Source organism: Lederbergia ruris, assembly GCF_018332955.1.
Taxonomy (GTDB): domain Bacteria; phylum Bacillota; class Bacilli; order Bacillales; family Bacillaceae_C; genus Lederbergia; species Lederbergia ruris.
In genome coordinates, this window is record NZ_BORB01000031.1 from 34638 (window position 1) to 54916 (window position 20279).

Genomic DNA, 20279 nt, shown 5'->3' on the forward strand with positions numbered 1-20279 from the left:
ATTCAAACCGTATAGAGAATAGAAGTTTAAGAGAAGGGAAAGGGTATGATGAGTTTAAAGAGGGGCTTTACTTTAATAGGGATGGTTCTTGCTGTTGCAATATTAGCTCTTGTTGCTTTAACATCCTGGTACACAGTGGACGAATCTGATCAAGCCGTTATCATTACTTTTGGAAAGGCAGATCAGACCATTACAGATCCGGGTTTACACTTTAAACTTCCGTGGCCAATACAAAATGTAGAAAAATTAGCACGGGAAACGAAAAAGTTGGACTTTGGCTTTAAAGATGTTGATGGGAACAAGAACGAAACAAAGATGATTACAGGGGATGAAAATATTGTCTTCGCTGATCTAGTTGTACAATGGAAAATTACCGAGCCAGAGAAATATTTATTTCATGCAGCGAATCCTGAGGAAATCCTCTATGATGCAACATCAGCATCTTTGCGAAGTATTATCGGAAGCTCAAGAATTGACGATGCGTTAACGACAGGTAAGGCGGAAATTGAAGGGGATGTCCGCGATTTACTTACGGATTTGCTAGATAAATATGATATTGGTATTTCGATTTTAGCCGTCAACTTAAAAGATGTTGAATTGCCGAATGAAGAGGTTCGTAGTGCGTTTACAGCTGTAACAGATGCTCGAGAAACGATGAACACGAAAATTAATGAAGCGAATAAGTACGAAAACAAACGGATGAACGAGGCAGAAGGAGAAAAATCAGCCATTATTTCAAAAGCAGAAGGGGAGAAGGCGGCTAGAATAGAATCTGCTCGAGGAAGTGTTGCTGTTTTTAATTCCTTATACGAACAGTATAAATCGAATCCTGATATTACGCGTGAGCGGTTAACAATCGAAACCCTTGAACAAGTTCTTCCTGGAGCTGACATCTACATCATGAATGATGATGGCAATACATTAAAATATTTACCATTAAGGTCGATGGAAAAAGAAAATGAAAAACCACTTAAAGAGAATGAAAATGCTGAAGAACAAAAACAAACGGATCAGTCAAACGATAAAGAAAAAGGAGGGGAATCTTCACAATGAGTAAAAATGTCATCGATATGGATGAACGACGCTCTGTTGAGAAAGAATGGCGCAAGTTCACAAAAATAGGAATGCTCTTCGTTGGATTGATTATCCTCCTCATTTTATTATTTACAAGTGTTTTTATTGTCCGTGAAGGCGAATATAAGGTGATCAGGCAATTCCAAGAAGTCGTTCGCGTTGAAACAGAACCGGGACTAGCTTTTAAAGTCCCATTTTTACAAACCGTAACCACTTTACCGAAATATCAAATGACCTATGATGTGTCCCAAGCAGAAATTAATACGAAAGATAAAAAACGAATTATTATTGATAACTATGCGGTATGGAAAATTGATGACCCACAGAAGATGATTTCGAATGCACGTACCGTTGAAAATGCGGAATCTCGGATGGAAGAGTTTATTTACTCCGTAGTCCGCTCTGAACTAGGCCAATTAGATTATGATGAGATTATTAACGATGAGAAATCTTCTCGTGGAAGTTTAAATGACCGGATCACAGAACGGGTTAATGATCTATTGGGCAGGGATGAATATGGGGTAACAGTTGTCGATGTTCGAACAAAACGAACAGACCTTCCTGAAGAAAATGAAAACTCTGTTTATACACGAATGGTGTCAGAACGAGAATCAACAGCGCAGGAGTATTTATCTAAAGGGGATGCCAAGAAAAATGAAATCATGGCAAAAACCGATCAGAAAGTAAGGGAGATGCTCTCAAAAGCTGAAGCTGATGCTGAACTCATTCGGGCTGAAGGAGAGGGAGAGGCAGCGAAAATATATAATAAATCTTTCTCAAAAGACCCTGAGTTCTATAATCTCTATCGTACTTTAGAATCCTATAAGAAAACCATTGGTGAAGATACCGTCATTATCCTGCCATCTGATTCACCATATGCTCGTTTGCTTATGGGTTATACAGAATAATAATTGAAGCCTGTATCTTGCAGGGAGAAACCTCGTATGAATCAATTATACGAGGTTTCTGCTGTTAATATAGAATTGGAAGGATTTCGTACTAGCACTTCTTTTTCTTTTTTTCCCGGCTTCATGTAGAATAGAAGTAAAATTGGACGAACCTGCTCCAACAGGAGGTTACCTAGTGAAGAAAAAATTAATGTTAATCGATGGAAACAGTATTGCTTACAGAGCTTTTTTTGCTTTGCCGCTGTTAAACAATGACAAAGGTGTTCATACCAATGCGATATACGGATTTACCACTATGTTAATGAAGGTATTGGCGGAACAAAAACCCACCCATATACTGGTAGCTTTTGATGCTGGCAAAACGACGTTCCGGCACTCAACCTTTACCGAGTATAAAGGAGGAAGGCAAAAAACTCCCCCAGAATTATCGGAACAATTTCCTTTCTTGCGTGATTTGCTTGATGCTTACGGGATTAAGCGATATGAATTAGAAAACTATGAAGCAGATGATATTATTGGGACTTTAGCAACAAAGGCTGAAAAAGAGGATTTTGAAGTACTTGTTGTTTCAGGTGATAAGGATCTCACACAGCTAAGTACCGACAAGACGACTGTTGCCATCACTAGAAAAGGCATCACTGATATTGAGGCATATACACCTGAACACATAAGTAAAAAATATGGACTTCAGCCAGAGCAAATTGTCGACATGAAAGGTTTAATGGGAGATCAGTCTGACAATATTCCTGGAGTACCAGGTGTAGGAGAGAAAACAGCCATTAAACTTTTAAAGGAATTCCATACAATGGAAAACCTTCTTGAACATATTGATCAAGTGAGTGGAAAAAAATTAAAAGAAAGACTAACAGAACATAAGGATCAAGCGATCATGAGCAAGGAACTAGCGACCATTATGAAGGAAGCCCCCGTGGAGGTTTCTATTGATGAGTTACTCTATGAGGGATATGAGCCAGAAAAATTAGTCACTCTATTTAAAGAGTTAGGTTTTCACTCATTACTTGATAAGGTAGAAGGTGCAGAGGAGATCGAAGAAGAGGAAGTAAAAGAAATTCCCTTTGAAATTGTTCATTCTATTACAGAGGATCTTTTTGCTGATGAAAGCTCACTTTATGTCGAAATATTGGATGAAAATTACCATACTGGAAAAATCATTGGTTTTGGTCTTGCCCAACAAAATGGGAATTATTTTATCCCTACTGAATTGGCTTTACAATCAGAAGCTTTTAAGAAATGGGCTAGTGATGAATCTAAGAAAAAAAGAGTATATGACGGGAAACGTTCGATTGTTTCATTAAAGTGGCATGGCATTGATTTAAAAGGCATTGACTTTGACTTAATGCTTGTCTCGTATTTATTAAATCCTTCCGAATCATCCGATGATTTTGCTGGTGTAGCAAGACGCCATCATTACACAGATGTTCAAACAGATGAGGCTGTGTATGGAAAAGGTGCAAAGAGAAAAGTTCCGGATGAACCGGCACTCGCGGAGCATCTCGCTCGTAAAGCTGTTGCGATCGATGCCTTATATACAGAATGTTTAAAGGAGCTTGAGGAAAACCAACAAACAGATCTTTTCTATAATTTAGAGTTACCCCTTTCCATTATTTTAGCGGAAATGGAATATGCAGGAGTAAAGGTTGATACAGCGCGGATACAAGAAATGCAATTAGAGTTAGCGGAACGGTTAAAGGAAATAGAAGCACGCATTTATACACTTGCTGGGCAAGAATTTAATATTAATTCACCAAAGCAATTAGGAGTCGTTTTGTTTGAGAAATTAGGTCTTCCTGTCTTAAAGAAAACCAAAACCGGTTATTCCACTTCAGCAGATGTATTGGAAAAGCTAGCGCAATCGCATGAAATTATTCCCGAGATTCTGCATTATCGCCAACTTGGAAAATTACAGTCTACTTATATCGAAGGGTTATTAAAGGTTATTCATAAAGACACGCATAAGGTGCATACAAGATTTAACCAAGCTCTTACTTCTACGGGGAGGTTAAGTTCAACAGATCCGAATCTGCAAAATATTCCGATTCGGCTTGAGGAAGGTAGGAAGATCAGGCAAGCTTTTATTCCATCTGAGAAGGACTGGGTGATTTTTGCCGCCGATTATTCTCAAATTGAATTACGAGTGCTAGCAGAGATTGCTCAAGACAAAGGTCTTCTAGAGGCCTTCCAACATGATATGGATATTCATACAAAGACAGCGATGGATGTTTTCCATGTGGCAGCTGATGAAGTGGATGGTAATATGAGAAGACAGGCAAAAGCTGTCAATTTTGGCATTGTCTATGGAATTAGTGATTACGGTTTGTCACAAAACCTTGGGATAACGAGGAAAGAGGCAGGAAAATTTATTGATCGTTATTTAGAAAGTTTTTCTGGGGTTAAACATTATATGGAAGATATTGTGCAAGAGGCACGAGAAAAGGGCTTTGTTTCTACACTTCTTCACCGGAGACGCTATATTCCGGAAATTACAAGCCGTAACTATAATATTAGAAGCTTTGGCGAAAGAACAGCGATGAACACCCCGATTCAGGGAAGTGCCGCTGATATTATTAAAAAAGCGATGATCGAAATGGCAGCCCGATTAAAAAAAGAACAATTACAAACAAGATTGTTACTACAAGTACATGATGAATTAATCTTTGAAGCGCCAAAAGACGAAATTAATAAGTTAAAAGAAATTGTCCCAGAAGTGATGGAACAGGCATTAACCCTATCTGTCCCATTAAAAGTGGAATATGCCTATGGTCCGACATGGTTTGATGCGAAATAAAAAAGAAAAGCGAAAGGCGTTTGCCTAGGGGCGACAAGCAAATGTTCTGAAACTGAAGAAGGGTGCTTTTTCCCTTCGGCAGTTTCAGGTTATTTGACCTCGAGCCCCTAACGCCTGTAGCTAGACAAAAAGAAAAGCGAAAGGCGTTTGCCTAGGGGCGACAAGCAAATGTTCTGAAACTGAAGAAGGGTGCTTTTTCCCTTCGGCAGTTTCAGGTTATTTGACCTCGAGCCCCTAACGCCTGTAGCTAGACCAAAAAGAAAAGCGAAAGGCGTTTGCCTAAGGGGAGAGAAGAAGATGCCCGAATTGCCAGAAGTTGAATCAGTACGTAGGTCACTAAACGAATTGGTGGCAGGGAAAAAAATAAAAAATGTCTCCATTCGTTGGCCTAAAATCATTAAACATCCATTGGAAGTTGAACAATTCCAAGATGCTTTACAAGGACAGCTTATACACAATGTACAAAGGAAAGGGAAGTTTTTAATTTTTCAATTGGATGATTATTCGCTTGTGTCGCATTTGCGAATGGAAGGGAATTATCGTTTACATCAAAATGAGGATGACCCCGATAAACATACGCATATCCTCTTTCACTTTACGGATGGCTCTTCCCTTTTTTACCGGGATGTTCGAAAATTTGGCACCATGCACTTATTTTCAAAAGGAACAGAGAATGATCAATTACCACTTTCTAAATTGGGGCCTGAACCATTTTCGGACGAATGTACATTAGCGTATTTATTGGAGAAATTAAGCAAAACGGATCGAGCCATTAAAGCTGTTTTACTTGATCAAACCATTGTCTCAGGACTTGGTAATATTTATGTAGACGAGGTACTGATTCGTTCTCAAATTCATCCTGAGCGTGTTTCGAAAACATTAACGGAGGAAGAAGTTATCCCTCTTTTGCAAGAAATGAAAACTACATTGTTAGAGTCTATAGAAGCAGGAGGGAGCTCTGTTAACTCCTATATGAATTCTCATGGACTTAGCGGTTCATACCAGGAACAATTAAAAGTGTATGGAAAAAATGGTGAACCATGCCCATTTTGTGGAATGGAAATTGAGAAAACGAAGGTAGCAGGACGGGGAACTCACTTCTGTCCACAATGTCAGCAGATATGATCGTGCTCGAATCACAAAAAAGTAGCGGACAAAAGACGTGTCCGCCAGTGTTTCTTCACATAAGGGAATAAGTAGTCGCTCCAGTACCCGCTGAACTTTTCCTTCAAGGATGTCTAAGTAAGCTATTGATTGATAAAGAATTAGGCAATTATCTATTCAATTCGTTTAACCACCCATGCTTTTTTCTCATATACTGATGTAGTCATTGCTGATATGGGAAGGTGTGAAGTTATGGGCGTTTCATTATCACTCTTGTTGCTTGCATTTGCGATTAGTCTTGATAGTTTTAGTACAGGAGTAGCATATGGATTACGCAAGATGCGTATTCCGTATAAATCACTATTGATTATCGCTCTTTGTACGGCAATATCTCTTCTTACCGCAATGTTTGCCGGAAGTATGATCATGCAAGTCTTGTCACCAACAGCTGCCAACCGGATTGGTGGAATTATTTTAATTATGATTGGTGCCTGGGTGGTATTTCAATTTTTTAGAACAGAACAAGGTCATCACGAACAAGTAGAAAAGTTGGTAGTGAACTGGGAAATTAAATCATTAGGGATCGTTATTCACATTCTTAAAAAACCAACAAGAGCAGATTTTGACCTATCTGGGACTATAACCGGCATTGAGGCTTTGCTCTTGGGGGCGGCTTTATCTTTGGATGCGTTTGGAGCCGGAATTGGGGCTGCGATGCTAGGATATTCTCCTTGGGTGCTTGCTGGCTCTGCAGCGCTAATGAGTGGTATTTTTCTTAAATCGGGCCTACAAATTGGCAATTTGTTCGCAAAGACCAACTGGATCCAACATTTTGCTTTTGTACCAGGCGTTTTATTGATTTTGATCGGCGTATTAAAAATCTAGAGTAAGACTTGAAAGAGGCGAGCTACTTCATGATGGTCGGTTTAACCGGTGGAATTGCAAGTGGAAAAAGTACAGTTTCACAAATGTTTAAAGAAAAAGGTTTCGTAATAATTGATGCAGATATTGCCTCAAGGAAGGTGGTCGAACCCGACCAACCTGCATATCGAGAAATTGTGCAGGTTTTTGGAGAGTCAATTCTTTTACCAAATCAAACATTAGATAGAAGTAAACTGGGATCGATCATCTTCTCCGATGAGGCCAAACGCCAAAAATTAAATTCAATTGTGCATCCAGCAGTCCGAAAACAAATGGAAAGTTGGAAAAATGAAGCATTGGCAGTCGGAAAACAGACCATTATTTATGATATTCCGTTATTATTTGAAAGCAAATTAACCAATCTCGTGGAAAAAACCATCGTTGTGTTTGTTGAAGAACAAGTACAATTAGAAAGATTGATGGAGAGAAATCATTTATCTGAATCTGAAGCATTAGCACGAATAGCCTCGCAAATGCCACTTCGTGAAAAAATAAAATTAGCTGATGCTGTGATTGATAACAATGGAGAGCTGGAAGAGACTAGATCACAAATAGAGGAACTTATAAAACAATGGTCCCTTCATCCATAATGAGAAAACCTACTTTACTAGGTTTTCTTTTCTTTTAAGGAAAAAAGTATAAAAATTGGCTAGTGTTTGGATCCAGCTCCAGCGCCCAGCGACTAGCAAACTTTCGGTGCTTTTCTTAGAGAAGTCACCTTTTGTTTTTTGATGCCGAATTAAGGTATAATGATAAAATAGAATATATTGATTTGAACGGAGCTGGTATGATGAAATGCCCGTCTTGTAAGCATAATGGAACTCGAGTAGTCGATTCAAGACCGGTTGATGACGTAAGGGCAATTAGAAGAAGAAGAGAGTGTGAGGAATGTTCTTTTCGTTTTACAACATTTGAAAGGGTGGAAGAAACACCATTAATTGTTGTAAAGAAGGAAGGGATTCGTGAAGAGTTTAGTCGTGAAAAAATTTTAAGGGGGCTGATTCGTGCCTGTGAAAAAAGGCCAGTCTCACTAGATCAACTTGAACAAATGACACATGAAATTGAGAGGGAAATTCGTTCGCTTGGACAAGCAGAAGTGAACTCGGAACTAATTGGGGAAAAAGTCATGGATAAATTATCGAAAATCGATGAAGTCGCCTATGTGCGATTCGCCTCTGTTTATCGACAATTTAAAGATATTAATGTTTTCTTAGATGAACTAAAGGATTTAATAAAAAAAGATTGATGAGAGTGTGTTTGTCTTGAAGCCATACTGGAGTGAAATTCAACCGATTGATTCCCTTATTGTGAAAATGAATGGTGTGTTGCATCCCCAAGATCAAAAGATAATTGATTCTTTATACCAACCTCTTATTGGTCCAGTTAGCACAGCCTTATACTATACTTTATGGAACAGAGTCCAAGAAAATCGACTTTGGTCGGAAAGGTTGAACCATTACCATTTAATGAATTTTCTTGATCTAAACTTGGAGGAAATTTTTCAAGCTCGTCTGAAGCTGGAAGGAATTGGTTTATTAAAAACATACGTAAAAACAGAAGCCGATAATCGTTCCTATTTATATGATTTGCAACCACCTTTATCTGCAGAAGGTTTCTTTACAGATGGCATGTTAAATATATATTTATATCAAAAAATAGGGAAATCACAGTTTTTAAAACTGAAACGGTTATTTATGGATGAAAAAGTAGACTTGAGTGGATACCAAGAATGGACTCGTTCGTTTCAGGATGTGTTTTCATCATTAGGCTCTGAGGCTTTAACAGATCAGGAAGCCCATACAGCTAGCCAGCCGGGTGAACAGCAAGAATTCTTTCGTCGTCAGGAACCAAACCTTATTAAAATTGATGGGGAACAGTTTAACTTTGAGGTACTATTTTCCGGGTTGTCAGAAATCATGGTTCCTAGACGAGTCTTTACCCAAGAAGTAAAAGAGGCTATTTCTAAACTAGCCTTTTTATACTCCATTGATGCTGTTAATATGAAAAATATTGTTCTAACTAGTTTGGATGCTGATCAAACGATCGATATCGAGGAGTTACGAAAAGCGGCCCGTGATTGGTATCAATTAGAACATGATCATCAATTGCCCCAATTGGTTGATCGTGTTCAACCTGTTTATGCCAGAAATGTGATTGAACCGAAAACCAAAGAAGAGCAACTAATCTCCTATTTAGAGACGATTTCACCGCGACAATTTTTAATTGATTTAGCGGATGGCGGGGAGCCTGCCCCATCAGATTTGCAGGCTGTAGAGGATGTTTTATTTCACCAGAAGCTTCCGCCCGGTGTGATCAATGTTTTGATTCACTATGTCATGTTAAAAACAGATATGAAACTTTCCAAAAGTTATCTGGCAAAAATTGCTTCACATTGGTCTCGAAAGAAAATTAAAACGGTCAAGGAAGCAATGGATCTAGCCAAAAGTGAACATCGTCAATACCAAGAATGGGCGAATGACCGTAAGACACCGACGCAAAAAAGGAATAAGCCAATACGGACGGAAAGATTACCGGATTGGTTTATCGAGCCACAAGCAACTGAAAAAGTTGTTTTTGATCAGGAACAGGAAGAGAAAAGGAAACGATTAGAAGCCATTCAACAGAAATACCGCCAACATGGAGGTGACCGAAATGGAGCGAATCAATAGAACGTTAGGTAGACTGTCTCGCTCTCCTAATTTTCAAAAAAGATATGAGCAATTAAAAACGGAAGTATTGGCGAACGCGGATGTGCAAGCATTCCTGCAAATGCATCAGGGTGAGATGAATGACCATATCATTGAACAGAGCTTAATGAAACTCCATGAATTTGTGTCACAGACAAAAAAATGTGCCAACTGTTCTGGACTGAATCACTGTCAAAATATTATGCCGGGGTATGAACCTGTTCTCACATTTGAAAATGGGAAAATTGAGCTTTTTTATCGACCATGTCCAAGCAAAATAATGGAAGATGAACGGCGAAAAACAGAGAGACTCATCAAAAGTATTTATGTTCCAAAAGAAATATTGCAAGCAAACTTTGCTGATTTTACTTTAGATGAGCCGGGCAGAATAGATGCATTTGAATTTGCTGAACAATTTGCCTCAGCCTATCAACCAGGCTTGAAAATGAAAGGCTTGTATTTATATGGGAATTTTGGCGTTGGGAAATCCTATCTATTAGGAGCGATTGCTAATCAGCTTGCGCAAAAGGAAATTTCTTCACTCATTGTCTACGTGCCTGAGTTCTTCAGAGAAATGAAACAATCTTTAGTTGATCAAACAATGAATGAAAAATTAGAAGTTGTAAAAAAGGCGCCGATTCTAATGTTGGATGATATTGGGGCCGAGTCGATGACAAGCTGGACAAGGGATGAAATATTAGGGTCGATCCTCCAATTTCGCATGCACGAACAATTACCTACTTTTTTTAGTTCTAATTTTAACTTTCATGATTTGCAACACCATTTAACATATTCCCAGCGTGGAGAAGAAGAAAAATTAAAAGCTGCACGCATTATGGAAAGAATTAAGTACCTTGCCTCTCCGATAAAATTAACGGGTTCTAATCGGAGACATCATTAAACACCTGCTTTAAACAGGTGTTTTGTTTTTTGGATCTAGCTCCAGCGCCCAGCGACTAGCAAACTTTCGGTGCCTTCTTACGATAAGTCAACAGGACGTTGGTCACAAAGGTGTTGCGACGTACAAGGATGTACTAGTGCAGACGAAGCGACAGGACGTCGCGATTGAGTCTGCCGCCAGGACGGAGGCCAACAGGAAATTGGTCAAAACGGCGTTGCCACAGGACGTGGCGCCTTTAGCCGTTTATCCTTTTTCAACCTTATTCTCCAAATTTGTACGTCGCTAAACGGGCGCTTCCGCTTTTCTAAAATTTTATGGTCTAGTCCTACCGAAACTTCATATACATGTACCAATGCGGAGTAAAGGGGGAGCAGGCTTGGAATTAATGTTCAAATCTATTAAAGAGGCAATCCGCTTTAAGTCTTTTTTAGCTACTAATGGCTTGCAGGATTCCTTTCAGGAAAAACGAGGCCGTTTTATATATTCATTTCAACCGATTGACACAAACAAAGATCAATATGTATCTGCTCTTATTCAATATATCCAAACCGTGAAAAGAAATGAATGGCTGGATCAAGTTCTTCAAAAGAAATATAGGTTTGAAAGTGAGAATGAACGGCATGACATTATTGAGGTTGTGTCAGAAATGTTTGCTGGAGAGAGAAAGGAATTAACGGCTTTAGCAGGAGTGGTGAAGGAAGAATCAATTCTACGTGAAGCTGTTATAGATTTACTTGATTTTAAGGGAACGGTCGCATTTGACTCTTTTTTGAGATTTCGGTTAAAGGAATATTTTAAACAGGTCACAACGTATTTAGGGATTGCGATTGATGAATATAAAATGGAACAAGATTATCAAGTTTTTGTCCAAACATTGAGGGATTATTTACATGACCGTGTTACAAGGCAATCGATTGTCCATCTTATTTTAGATCGACCTGAAACCTTTTATGATGAGGCTTTAAAGGAAATGAAGCAAGAGGAGATCCAAGGATTACTCGATCCAAGACTTTTATCGAATCATCCAGTTTACGTGGATTCTGCTGTGATTGCACCACTTCTTTCAATGGCCCCGAATAAAATATTTTTATATACAAAAGATGAAGATCAACCACTCATTCGTACATTAAAAAATATCTTTGAAGAAAGAATAGCGGTATTTTCGACAAATTATTTCTATCGTTTAGCCCAGGCGTATACCAAGCACTCTTGATTTTCTTTAAAAATGTAGCTATAATGGCTACATAAATAAAATGAGGACATGTAATGAGAAGGACATGAGTGTTTCGTCACGGTATCCAGAGAGGAAAGTAAAGCTGAGAGCTTTCCAACACGAACGAAATCCTTACCACCTTTGAACTCCAATCATGAATGAGACATAAGTCAGTAATGGTTGGCGGAGTAATCCGTTAAAAAGAATCCAAAGTCATAAGCGATTCAGTCTTATGAAAACTAGGGTGGAACCACGTGTATCAAACTCGTCCCTTTGCTAGGGGCGGGTTTTTTGTTTTTTTCAAAAAATGTCCTCAATGAAAGAGAAAAAAGGAGTGCAGTCAAATGTCGGATCAATTGAATATTACGTTTCCTGATGGTTCTGTGAAGGAGTTTACGAAGCTCACAACGACCGAAGATATTGCCGCATCCATCAGTCCAAGTCTCAAAAAGAAAGCCCTCGCCGGCAAATTGAATGGAAAGTTAATTGATTTTAAAACTCCCATTGAAGAAGATGGTTCAATAGAAATCATTACACCTGAAAGCGAAGATGCTCTAGAAATATTACGTCATAGTACGGCACACCTTATGGCACAAGCAGTAAAACGCCTTTATCCGGATGCCAAATTTGGTGTGGGGCCAGTCATTGAGGATGGGTTTTACTATGATATGGATTTAGACCATGCGATTAGCCCTGAGGATCTTCCTGTTATTGAAAAAGAGATGAAGAAGATTATTAGTGAAAATATTGAAGTTGTCCGTAAAGAAGTTTCTCGTGAAGAAGCGAAGCAGATCTTTGCAAATGATGAATACAAACTTGAGCTAATTGATGCGATTCCAGAAGATGAAAAAGTCACTGTCTATGAGCAAGGGGATTTTACTGATTTATGTCGCGGAGTGCACGTGCCTTCTACAGGCAAAATAAAAGAATTCCAATTGCTTAGTATCGCAGGAGCCTATTGGCGTGGAAATAGTGAGAATAAAATGCTGCAACGGGTGTATGGTACAGCCTTTTTCAAGAAAGACGATTTAAAACAATACCTTAAATTCCGCGAAGAAGCGAAGGAACGTGATCATCGTAAAATCGGCAAAGAACTAAGTCTTTTTACCAATTCACAAAAAGTTGGGCAAGGTCTTCCACTTTGGTTACCAAAGGGAGCAACAATCCGTCGGATTATCGAGCGGTATATTGTTGATAAAGAGGTTTCATTGGGCTATGATCACGTCTATACTCCTGTATTAGGTAGTCTTGATCTTTATAAAACAAGCGGTCATTTGGATCATTATCATGATGATATGTTCCCTATTATGGATATGGATAATGAGCAGCTTGTTCTTCGTCCTATGAACTGCCCACATCATATGATGGTCTATAAAAATGATATCCATAGCTATCGGGAGTTGCCAATTCGGATTGCGGAGCTTGGAACGATGCACCGTTATGAAATGTCCGGAGCCTTATCTGGCTTGCAGCGTGTTCGCGGAATGACGTTGAATGATGCGCATATCTTTGTCCGTCCAGACCAGATTAAAGAAGAATTCATTCGTGTTGTACAACTCATTGAAGAGGTCTATAAAGACTTTGATTTGACCGAATATAGTTTCCGTTTGTCTTATCGCGATCCCGAAGATAAAGAAAAATATTTCGATGATGATGAAATGTGGAATAAAGCGCAAAGCATGTTGAAAGAAGCGATGGACGAGCTAGGCGTAGACTATTATGAAGCTGATGGAGAAGCGGCGTTTTATGGTCCGAAACTAGATGTTCAAGTGAAAACGGCGCTTGGAAAAGAAGAGACTTTATCAACTGTGCAATTAGATTTCTTATTACCTGAGAAATTTGATCTCACATATGTTGGGGAGGATGGCAAGCAACATCGTCCTGTTGTCATCCATCGTGGAGTCGTTTCAACCATGGAGCGTTTCGTTGCTTTCTTGATTGAGGAATACAAGGGAGCCTTCCCAACATGGCTTGCTCCGGTTCAAGTTGCTGTGATTCCTGTTTCACCAGAAGCCCATTTTGATTATGCAAAACAAGTAGTAGACGAATTGAAAAAATCAGGCTTCCGTGTGGAATTGGATGAACGTGACGAAAAAATGGGGTATAAGATTCGTGAAGCACAAATAAAGAAAATCCCGTATATGCTTGTAGTAGGGGAAAATGAAATTAAAGAACAAGCGGTCAATGTAAGAAAATATGGGGAGAAAAAATCAGAAACGATTCCATTTGCAAGCTTTCTAGCTTCTTTAAAAGAGGAAGTTGATATCATTTAGAAAAGTGTGGGTGCTTTATTATAGCGCCCACGCTTTTTTAAAAATACAGGATATGGGCGGTTCATAATAACCCCGAAATTGTGTAAAATTCAAAAACCGGTCATATAGACATGTTCATAGAGCCCAAAATCATGTAAAAATTAAAACATCGGTTATATAGGCACGTTCATAGTGCCCGGAATCATGGGAAAATCAGAAAACTGGTCGTATAGACGCATCTATAGATTTCTATTCCATTGGCTGGTTGACGATTATCCGATAAATTGAAAGCCAAATAGAACTCCTTTTTATTAATGATGTAAAAAAATGTCAATAGAAAGATTATCCATTGAAAATTGATCATGACATGCTATAATAACATTATTCGACAATTTTATAGTACACTCATATAATCACAGGAATATGGCCTGTAAGTTTCTACCGATTTACCGTAAATAAATCGACTATGGGTGCAAAGCTTTGAAGAAAACGCAAGCCGTTGGCGTGTTTTCTTTTTCCTTTTGAGATGTTAAAACTCAAAGGCTTTGCTCCCATTTGTGTGAGGGAAGCAAGGTCTTGGAGTTTTTTTATTTATACGTGTTGTAAATGACGAAAGGGGACATCACTGTGCTGGCATTGAAGAATAAAATTAAAGTAGAAGGAAAAGTACTATCAGATACCGTGTTAAAGGTAGATTCTTTCTTGAATCATCAAATTGATCCACAGCTTATGAAAGAAATTGGACAAGAATTTGCGAAGCTTTTTCACGAGGCAGGGATCACGAAAATCGTGACAATTGAGTCTTCTGGAATTGCACCGGCGACAATGGCTGGTTTGATTATGGATATTCCGGTTGTGTTCGCACGTAAACGGAAGTCTTTAACACTATCAAAAAATCTTTATACGGCAAGTGTTTATTCTTTTACTAAAAAGGAAACAAGTGAAATTTCCGTTTCAGGGGATTTTATTCAGCCAAATGATGTTGTCTTAATCATCGATGATTTTTTAGCGAATGGACAAGCGGTGCTTGGCTTGATCGACATTATTGAACAGGCAGGGGCTCGTCTTTCAGGTGTTGGGATTGTAATTGAAAAAGGTTTTCAATCAGGAGGAGAACTTCTCCGTAAACAAGGAATCCGCGTTGAATCACTTGCAATCGTATCTTCTTTAGAAAATGGAAAAGTCGTCTTTGCGGAGGAGGAACAGGCTTAATGAAGAATGCATTAAAGTCGACAACACTTGGTATTCAGCATTTGTTAGCTATGTATGCAGGAGCGATCATTGTCCCCTTAACAATTGGGAAGGCTTTGCAATTTAATCCTACGCAATTGACTTATTTAGTATCCATTGATATTTTAATGTGTGGAATCGCCACGATTCTTCAACTCTTTAGCAATCGATTTACAGGAATTGGGTTACCTGTTGTGCTTGGTTGTACATTTACAGCGGTTGGACCGATTATTGCGATTGGTGGAGAATATGGCGTATCAGCTATCTATGGATCAATTATTGCTTCAGGCGTTATGATTGTTCTAATTAGTGGCTTTTTCGGTAAGCTTGTGAAATTTTTCCCCCCTGTTGTTACAGGTTCAGTTGTCACGATTATTGGGATTACCCTTATCCCTGTTGCGATTCAAAATATGGGTGGTGGTCAAGGTGCGCCCGATTTTGGTTCACTTTCTAATATTGGCCTATCCTTCGGGACTTTGATATTAATTGTCCTGATTTATCGCTTTTCCTCAGGGTTTATACGTGCGATTTCGATCTTATTGGGATTAGTGGCTGGGACGATTGCCGCGATCATCATGGGGAAAGTGAGCTTTGCCCCTGTTGGAGATGCGTCTGTTTTTCATATGGTGCAGCCCTTTTACTTCGGTTATCCCACTTTCGAATGGTCGGCCATTTTGACGATGACAATAGTTGCGATGGTGTCACTAGTTGAATCCTCAGGTGTTTATTTCGCACTTAGTGATATTTGTGAACGAAAGCTGACAGAGAAAGATTTGGCAAAAGGGTATCGGGCAGAGGGATTAGCCTCTGTGATTGGTGGGATTTTCAACGCCTTTCCTTATACAACCTTTTCACAAAATGTTGGTTTAATACAGATGTCAGGTGTCCGCTCAAAAAGGGTGATCGTGATCACGGCTGCGATGTTGATTGGATTAGGTTTTTTACCTAAGCTCGCTGCTGTCACAACGATAATCCCGGATTCAGTATTAGGCGGAGCCATGATCGCAATGTTTGGAATGGTTGTTTCCCAAGGAATTAAAATGCTCAGCAAAATCATTACCGACTCCCAAGAAAATTCCATGATTATTGCTTGTTCGGTTGGGATTGGACTTGGTGTGACAGTAGCCCCTGATTTATTCACCGCCTTACCAACGGGGTTACAAATTTTAACAAGTAATGGGATCGTTGCGGGAAGTTTAACAGCAATCGTATTGAATATCCTTTTTAATATGTTGCCAACTAAAAAGAAAGCATTAGTTGTCACATCGAAACAAAGTGCATGATGATAGAAAAAAACCGACAGTTCCCGCTGAAACTGTCGGTTTTTTAGTCTAGAGAATTTTCTAATATGGATCGGCATCATGACTGTCTTCCATGGTTTCCTTAGACACTTTTTCAGCATCTTTGGCGCCAAGTGGATTTGGGTCATGCTCTTTCGTCGTATTCTTTAATCCTTCTCTTAATCTGCGGCCATATTCCTCATCTGCTTCTTCAGCTAAAGCGATCATTTTGTCTTGAATGCGTTGATCACATGCTGAAAGGTCATTGACAAGATTATTAATTAACTCATCTTTCTCCCAGTCTTCAAACATACGATAAGTTTCCCCGGCTTGTTTTGTGTTATTGGGACGATCAATCGGTTCTCTTACAAGTTTGCCTTTTACCTCAGGAGTATGTTCTTTCCCAAGCTGTTTCGCTTCTTCTAACCCACCTAAAATAGATGGTTCATAATTAATATGTGGATTTTTACCAGAAGCTCGTTCGGGTGCATAGCGCATTTGTCCACCCTCCTGATTCGTAGCCACTCGTTTCTTAGCTGCATTAATCGGTAATTGTAAATAGTTGGCGCCAACTCGATAACGTTGGGTATCAGAATAAGAGAATGTTCGTCCTTGTAACATTTTATCATCAGAAAAATCGAGACCATCGACAAGGACACCCGTCCCAAAAGCGGCTTGTTCTACTTCTGTAAAATAATCTTCAGGATTTTTATTTAAGACCATTTTTCCTACTGGAATCCAAGGGAATTGATCATTAGGCCACAACTTTGTATCATCCAAGGGGTCAAAGTCTAATTCTGGATGCTCATCATCGCTCATGATTTGGACAAATAACTCCCATTCTGGATAATCGCCTCGTTCGATGGCATCGTATAAATCCTGTGTAGCATGGTTAAAATTTTTTGCTTGGATTTCTTCCGCTTCCTTTTGGGTAAGGTTTTTTATCCCCTGTTTTGGTTCCCAGTGGTACTTGACTAATACGGCTTCTCCTTCACTGTTGATCCATCTGTACGTATTGACGCCAGATCCTTGCATTTGCCGATAATTTGCGGGAATTCCCCATGGAGAATAAATAAATGTGACCATATGAAAAGATTCTGGGGAATTGGAGCAAAAGTCAAAAAAACGTTGATTATCTTGGACATTCGTGATTGGATCAGGTTTAAAGGCATGAATCATATCAGGGAATTTGATCGCATCCCGGATAAAGAAAATTTTAATATTGTTTCCAACTAAGTCCCAATTACCATCTTCTGTGTAAAATTTAACGGCAAATCCGCGTGGATCACGCAATGTTTCAGGGGAATGTCCTCCGTGAATCACGGTTGAAAAGCGTACGAAAACAGGAGTTCTTTTTCCTTTTTCCTGAAAGAGCTTAGCGCGGGTATATTTTGAGATAGGTTCATCACCCGCTGTTCCATATGCTTCAAAATAGCCATGAGCTCCAGCCCCACGCCCATGTACAACACGCTCCGGTATCCGCTCTCGATCAAAATGACTAATTTTTTCAATGAAATCATAATTCTCTAAAGTAGCTGGGCCGCGATTTCCGACGGTTCTGATATCTTGGTTATTCGTGACAGGGTGTCCCTGTCGATTGGTTAGCGTATTTTCTTTTTCAATATTGGTTTCGTGGTTGGAGTGTTCTTTGTCCAAATGATTCCCATCCTTTTTTGTTATAATATAAGTTCTATGGTTAATGTTCCCGAAAAGGTTGGAAATAGTCCTGAATTTCTAAGGTGATGAAAGAGAGATTTATTTAATAGAATGGATGTAGAATGACGAGATAACGACCGGATAAAAAACTACTTTGACAACGTTGTTATTTCTGTTACTCTAAATGTATTAAAACAAAAAAGATCCTTGAAAGAGATTAAGCAATAGTGAATCTTTCGAGTATCGAAAAATAGAGGGTGGTACTATTAGTACTTCAAAGAAAAATAAGCTTACATACAATGATTTAAGTGCATTTTTTATTCCTTTAGCTTTATCCTCAAGTTTAACGTCTTTTACACATATTATTATTAATGGAACATTAAGCAGAGGCGAAAATGCCACCTTTATTATCGCCTGTTATGCAGTCGCTTTTTCGTTATTCGGTATTATTGAGCGTCCGATTATTAGTCTGCGCCAAACGAGCTCAGCTTTAGTGAAAAACCCTCAGTCATTTAAAAGGATTACGATTCTATTTTTACAAGTGACAGGTATCATCGTGGCCATCAGTTTAGCCATAAGCTATACGAAAATAGGAGATTGGTTGTTTATACAATTTTTTAACGCTAGCGAAGATATGGTGTATACGATTTCCCAAACCTTTAAAGTGATTACTTTAGTCGTGATTTTCTCGGGAATTCGGGGGATTTATCAAGGGTTTATGATCAATCAGCTAGAAACGAAATGGATCACGATTGGTGTCGTGCTGCGGCTTATTGCCATGCTAGTGGTTGCTTATATATTTATCACAACAGACCGTGTCACAAGTATGGTCGGGGCTCTTATTTTTTTAGTTGGTATGCTGGTAGAAATGCTGATCAGTGTATGGAGGGGACAACGGCTTTTACGACGGCAAAAGGATAATAAGGAACCATCTGTAGGGAAAAAGGAAATGCTACAATTTTACACACCACTTGTTCTCTTTTTTGTGATCCAGACGTTGCTCATTCCTGTTATTTATGCCTTTTTAGCGAAAACAAATAATATGGAGGCGGGTATTGCCTCATTTGCGTTGGCTTATAGTATTTGTCAATTGGTTCTAAGCTTTTTTATGTTTACCCATCAAATTGTTTTGCAATTTTACAATGATCACAGGGAAAAAGTGATTCGTTTTATGGTGATCATTAGCCTGATTCCCACACTTTTGTTAGGTATATTATGTGTCACAAAGTTGGGACCATGGTTTATGAAGGTGATCATGGGAGCGGATCCCTCTTTATCAAACATGACGATTGTTGTTTTGACCTTTTTTCTTTTTCGTGCCTTATTATTTCCCTGGGTGGATTTCCTAAATGGCTATTTAATGCTCAAAAAGCGGACGAAGAAAATGCTAGTTGGACAGATTGCTAATTTGGTCACGGTTGTGATCTGCCTAATTATTTTCGTAGCCTTTTTCCCACAGTGGAATGGTATCATCGGCGCTGCCTCTATCTCCATTGGTGAACTGACAGGACTGGGGGTTGTTCTATTTAATGTTAAGCAGGTAAGTAAAGAGCCTGTCCTTTCTACTCTAGAGGAAAATATCCGGTAAAGGGAAAATGGAGTGGGAATCTTTTGAATATACCTAACAAGTCTTCCCTTTCTGATGTATACTAATATTAGATGGAGAAGAAAGGGGGTAGCAAGATGTATAAAGCTGTGATTTTTGATTTAGATAATACACTTCTCAATTATTCGATAAGTGAAAGGGAATCAATGAAACGAACTGTAGAGGAACATGAGATCAGTCAGGAGGAAGCTTTTATTTGGGATGATTTTTGGGGATGTTTTCAACGGGTTAATATGCAGTATTGGAACGATCGAAATAAAGCAGGTCATCATATATTAGAGGTGCTCGAATATTCTTTTAGAGATACTTTATCAGAATTAAAATTAGATCATTCCGCATCACAGGTATTAGCTGGTCGATATTGGGATACGTTTTGTCATACCTGCCATTTTGAACAGTTCGCACAAGATCTGCTATCTACTCTACATAAGAACTATAAGTTAGCCATCATATCGAATGGAATTGGGGAAGCGCAAAGAAGCAGGCTTGCAGCAGGTGAGATTGATCATTATTTCCCATATTCCGCGCCCCTTTAAAAGCCTAAAATCTTTTTTTGCAGGAATTCCCCCACGTCCTATCGAAGGGTAAGGGTATGAATACCGTGGGGTGATTGCAATGAATAATCCAATTCCGCAGATTCC

Annotated in this window: 16 protein-coding genes, 1 riboswitch and 1 other annotated feature; of the genes, 15 read left to right on the plus strand and 1 reads right to left on the minus strand. The window is 39.0% G+C overall.

Features of this window, described 5'->3' with window-relative positions; genetic code table 11:
• Window positions 1–45 precede the first annotated feature (45 nt).
• From hflK to KI363_RS15735, 13 genes are all read left to right on the plus strand, one after another.
• Window positions 46–1053 (plus strand): FtsH protease activity modulator HflK, encoded by a 1008-nt coding sequence (gene hflK / locus KI363_RS15675; RefSeq protein ID WP_158324141.1) that lies wholly within the window; start codon window positions 46–48, stop codon window positions 1051–1053.
• Complete coding sequence (gene hflC / locus KI363_RS15680) at window positions 1050–1982, plus strand: protease modulator HflC (protein WP_158324142.1); 933 nt, start codon at window positions 1050–1052, stop codon at window positions 1980–1982. The genes hflK and hflC overlap by 4 nt, the downstream gene beginning before the upstream one ends.
• A gap of 175 nt (window positions 1983–2157) precedes the next feature.
• Window positions 2158–4788 (plus strand): DNA polymerase I, encoded by a 2631-nt coding sequence (polA, locus tag KI363_RS15685; protein ID WP_212966942.1) that lies wholly within the window; start codon window positions 2158–2160, stop codon window positions 4786–4788.
• Window positions 4789–5085: 297 nt separating this feature from the next.
• Window positions 5086–5913 (plus strand): DNA-formamidopyrimidine glycosylase, encoded by an 828-nt coding sequence (gene mutM / locus KI363_RS15690; protein WP_158324144.1) that lies wholly within the window; start codon window positions 5086–5088, stop codon window positions 5911–5913.
• A gap of 231 nt (window positions 5914–6144) precedes the next feature.
• Window positions 6145–6777 carry a sporulation membrane protein YtaF gene (ytaF, locus tag KI363_RS15695; protein ID WP_158324145.1) on the plus strand — a complete coding sequence of 211 codons (633 nt, stop codon included), beginning with the start codon at window positions 6145–6147 and terminating at the stop codon, window positions 6775–6777.
• A 29-nt stretch (window positions 6778–6806) separates the two neighbouring features.
• The gene (gene coaE / locus KI363_RS15700) at window positions 6807–7403 is read left to right on the plus strand and encodes a dephospho-CoA kinase (RefSeq protein WP_158324146.1); all 597 of its coding nucleotides are present in this window, start codon (window positions 6807–6809) and stop codon (window positions 7401–7403) included.
• Between the two features lie 200 nt (window positions 7404–7603).
• Entirely contained in the window at window positions 7604–8059 is a 456-nt protein-coding gene (gene nrdR / locus KI363_RS15705) for a transcriptional regulator NrdR (RefSeq protein ID WP_158322554.1), read from the plus strand.
• Between the two features lie 16 nt (window positions 8060–8075).
• Window positions 8076–9482 (plus strand): replication initiation and membrane attachment family protein, encoded by a 1407-nt coding sequence (locus KI363_RS15710; RefSeq protein ID WP_212966943.1) that lies wholly within the window; start codon window positions 8076–8078, stop codon window positions 9480–9482.
• The gene (dnaI, locus tag KI363_RS15715) at window positions 9466–10401 is read left to right on the plus strand and encodes a primosomal protein DnaI (protein ID WP_212966944.1); all 936 of its coding nucleotides are present in this window, start codon (window positions 9466–9468) and stop codon (window positions 10399–10401) included. Before KI363_RS15710 ends, dnaI begins: the two co-directional genes overlap by 17 nt.
• A gap of 385 nt (window positions 10402–10786) precedes the next feature.
• A complete protein-coding gene (locus KI363_RS15720; RefSeq protein WP_246516904.1) occupies window positions 10787–11614 on the plus strand; it encodes a putative sporulation protein YtxC in 828 nt (275 codons plus the stop codon).
• Between the two features lie 44 nt (window positions 11615–11658).
• Window positions 11659–11890: a binding site (T-box leader), on the plus strand.
• A gap of 68 nt (window positions 11891–11958) precedes the next feature.
• On the plus strand, window positions 11959–13887 hold the full coding sequence (gene thrS, locus KI363_RS15725; protein ID WP_158322507.1) for a threonine--tRNA ligase: 1929 nt from the start codon (window positions 11959–11961) through the stop codon (window positions 13885–13887).
• A 364-nt stretch (window positions 13888–14251) separates the two neighbouring features.
• A riboswitch (purine riboswitch) is annotated at window positions 14252–14353 on the plus strand.
• Window positions 14354–14493: 140 nt separating this feature from the next.
• Window positions 14494–15078, plus strand: coding sequence for a xanthine phosphoribosyltransferase (locus tag KI363_RS15730; RefSeq protein ID WP_212966946.1), 585 nt, complete (start codon window positions 14494–14496; stop codon window positions 15076–15078).
• Window positions 15078–16379, plus strand: coding sequence for a nucleobase:cation symporter-2 family protein (locus KI363_RS15735; RefSeq protein WP_158322509.1), 1302 nt, complete (start codon window positions 15078–15080; stop codon window positions 16377–16379). The genes KI363_RS15730 and KI363_RS15735 overlap by 1 nt, the downstream gene beginning before the upstream one ends.
• A gap of 60 nt (window positions 16380–16439) precedes the next feature.
• Here KI363_RS15735 and KI363_RS15740 read toward each other — a convergent pair whose 3' ends face one another.
• Window positions 16440–18032, minus strand: a complete 1593-nt coding sequence (locus KI363_RS15740; protein WP_246516903.1) for a catalase — start codon at window positions 18030–18032, stop codon at window positions 16440–16442.
• Window positions 18033–18297: 265 nt separating this feature from the next.
• On the opposite strand from KI363_RS15740, the gene KI363_RS15745 reads away from it, so the two are divergent.
• Window positions 18298–19620, plus strand: coding sequence for a multi antimicrobial extrusion protein MatE (locus KI363_RS15745; protein WP_281414138.1), 1323 nt, complete (start codon window positions 18298–18300; stop codon window positions 19618–19620).
• Window positions 19621–19715: 95 nt separating this feature from the next.
• Window positions 19716–20174 (plus strand): HAD family hydrolase, encoded by a 459-nt coding sequence (locus tag KI363_RS15750; RefSeq protein WP_212966947.1) that lies wholly within the window; start codon window positions 19716–19718, stop codon window positions 20172–20174.
• The last annotated feature ends 105 nt before the right edge of the window (window positions 20175–20279 follow it).

What these genes read in the sequence shown, in the direction of transcription:
- KI363_RS15735 (WP_158322509.1), top strand. Translation starts at nt 15,078, where the DNA reads ATGAAGAATGCATTAAAGTCGACAACACTTGGTATTCAGCATTTGTTA.
- hflC (WP_158324142.1), top strand. Translation starts at nt 1,050, where the DNA reads ATGAGTAAAAATGTCATCGATATGGATGAACGACGCTCTGTTGAGAAA.
- coaE (WP_158324146.1), top strand. Translation starts at nt 6,807, where the DNA reads ATGATGGTCGGTTTAACCGGTGGAATTGCAAGTGGAAAAAGTACAGTT.
- KI363_RS15720 (WP_246516904.1), top strand. Translation starts at nt 10,787, where the DNA reads ATGTTCAAATCTATTAAAGAGGCAATCCGCTTTAAGTCTTTTTTAGCT.
- nrdR (WP_158322554.1), top strand. Translation starts at nt 7,604, where the DNA reads ATGAAATGCCCGTCTTGTAAGCATAATGGAACTCGAGTAGTCGATTCA.
- KI363_RS15750 (WP_212966947.1), top strand. Translation starts at nt 19,716, where the DNA reads ATGTATAAAGCTGTGATTTTTGATTTAGATAATACACTTCTCAATTAT.
- dnaI (WP_212966944.1), top strand. Translation starts at nt 9,466, where the DNA reads ATGGAGCGAATCAATAGAACGTTAGGTAGACTGTCTCGCTCTCCTAAT.
- ytaF (WP_158324145.1), top strand. Translation starts at nt 6,145, where the DNA reads ATGGGCGTTTCATTATCACTCTTGTTGCTTGCATTTGCGATTAGTCTT.
- thrS (WP_158322507.1), top strand. Translation starts at nt 11,959, where the DNA reads ATGTCGGATCAATTGAATATTACGTTTCCTGATGGTTCTGTGAAGGAG.
- hflK (WP_158324141.1), top strand. Translation starts at nt 46, where the DNA reads ATGATGAGTTTAAAGAGGGGCTTTACTTTAATAGGGATGGTTCTTGCT.
- mutM (WP_158324144.1), top strand. Translation starts at nt 5,086, where the DNA reads ATGCCCGAATTGCCAGAAGTTGAATCAGTACGTAGGTCACTAAACGAA.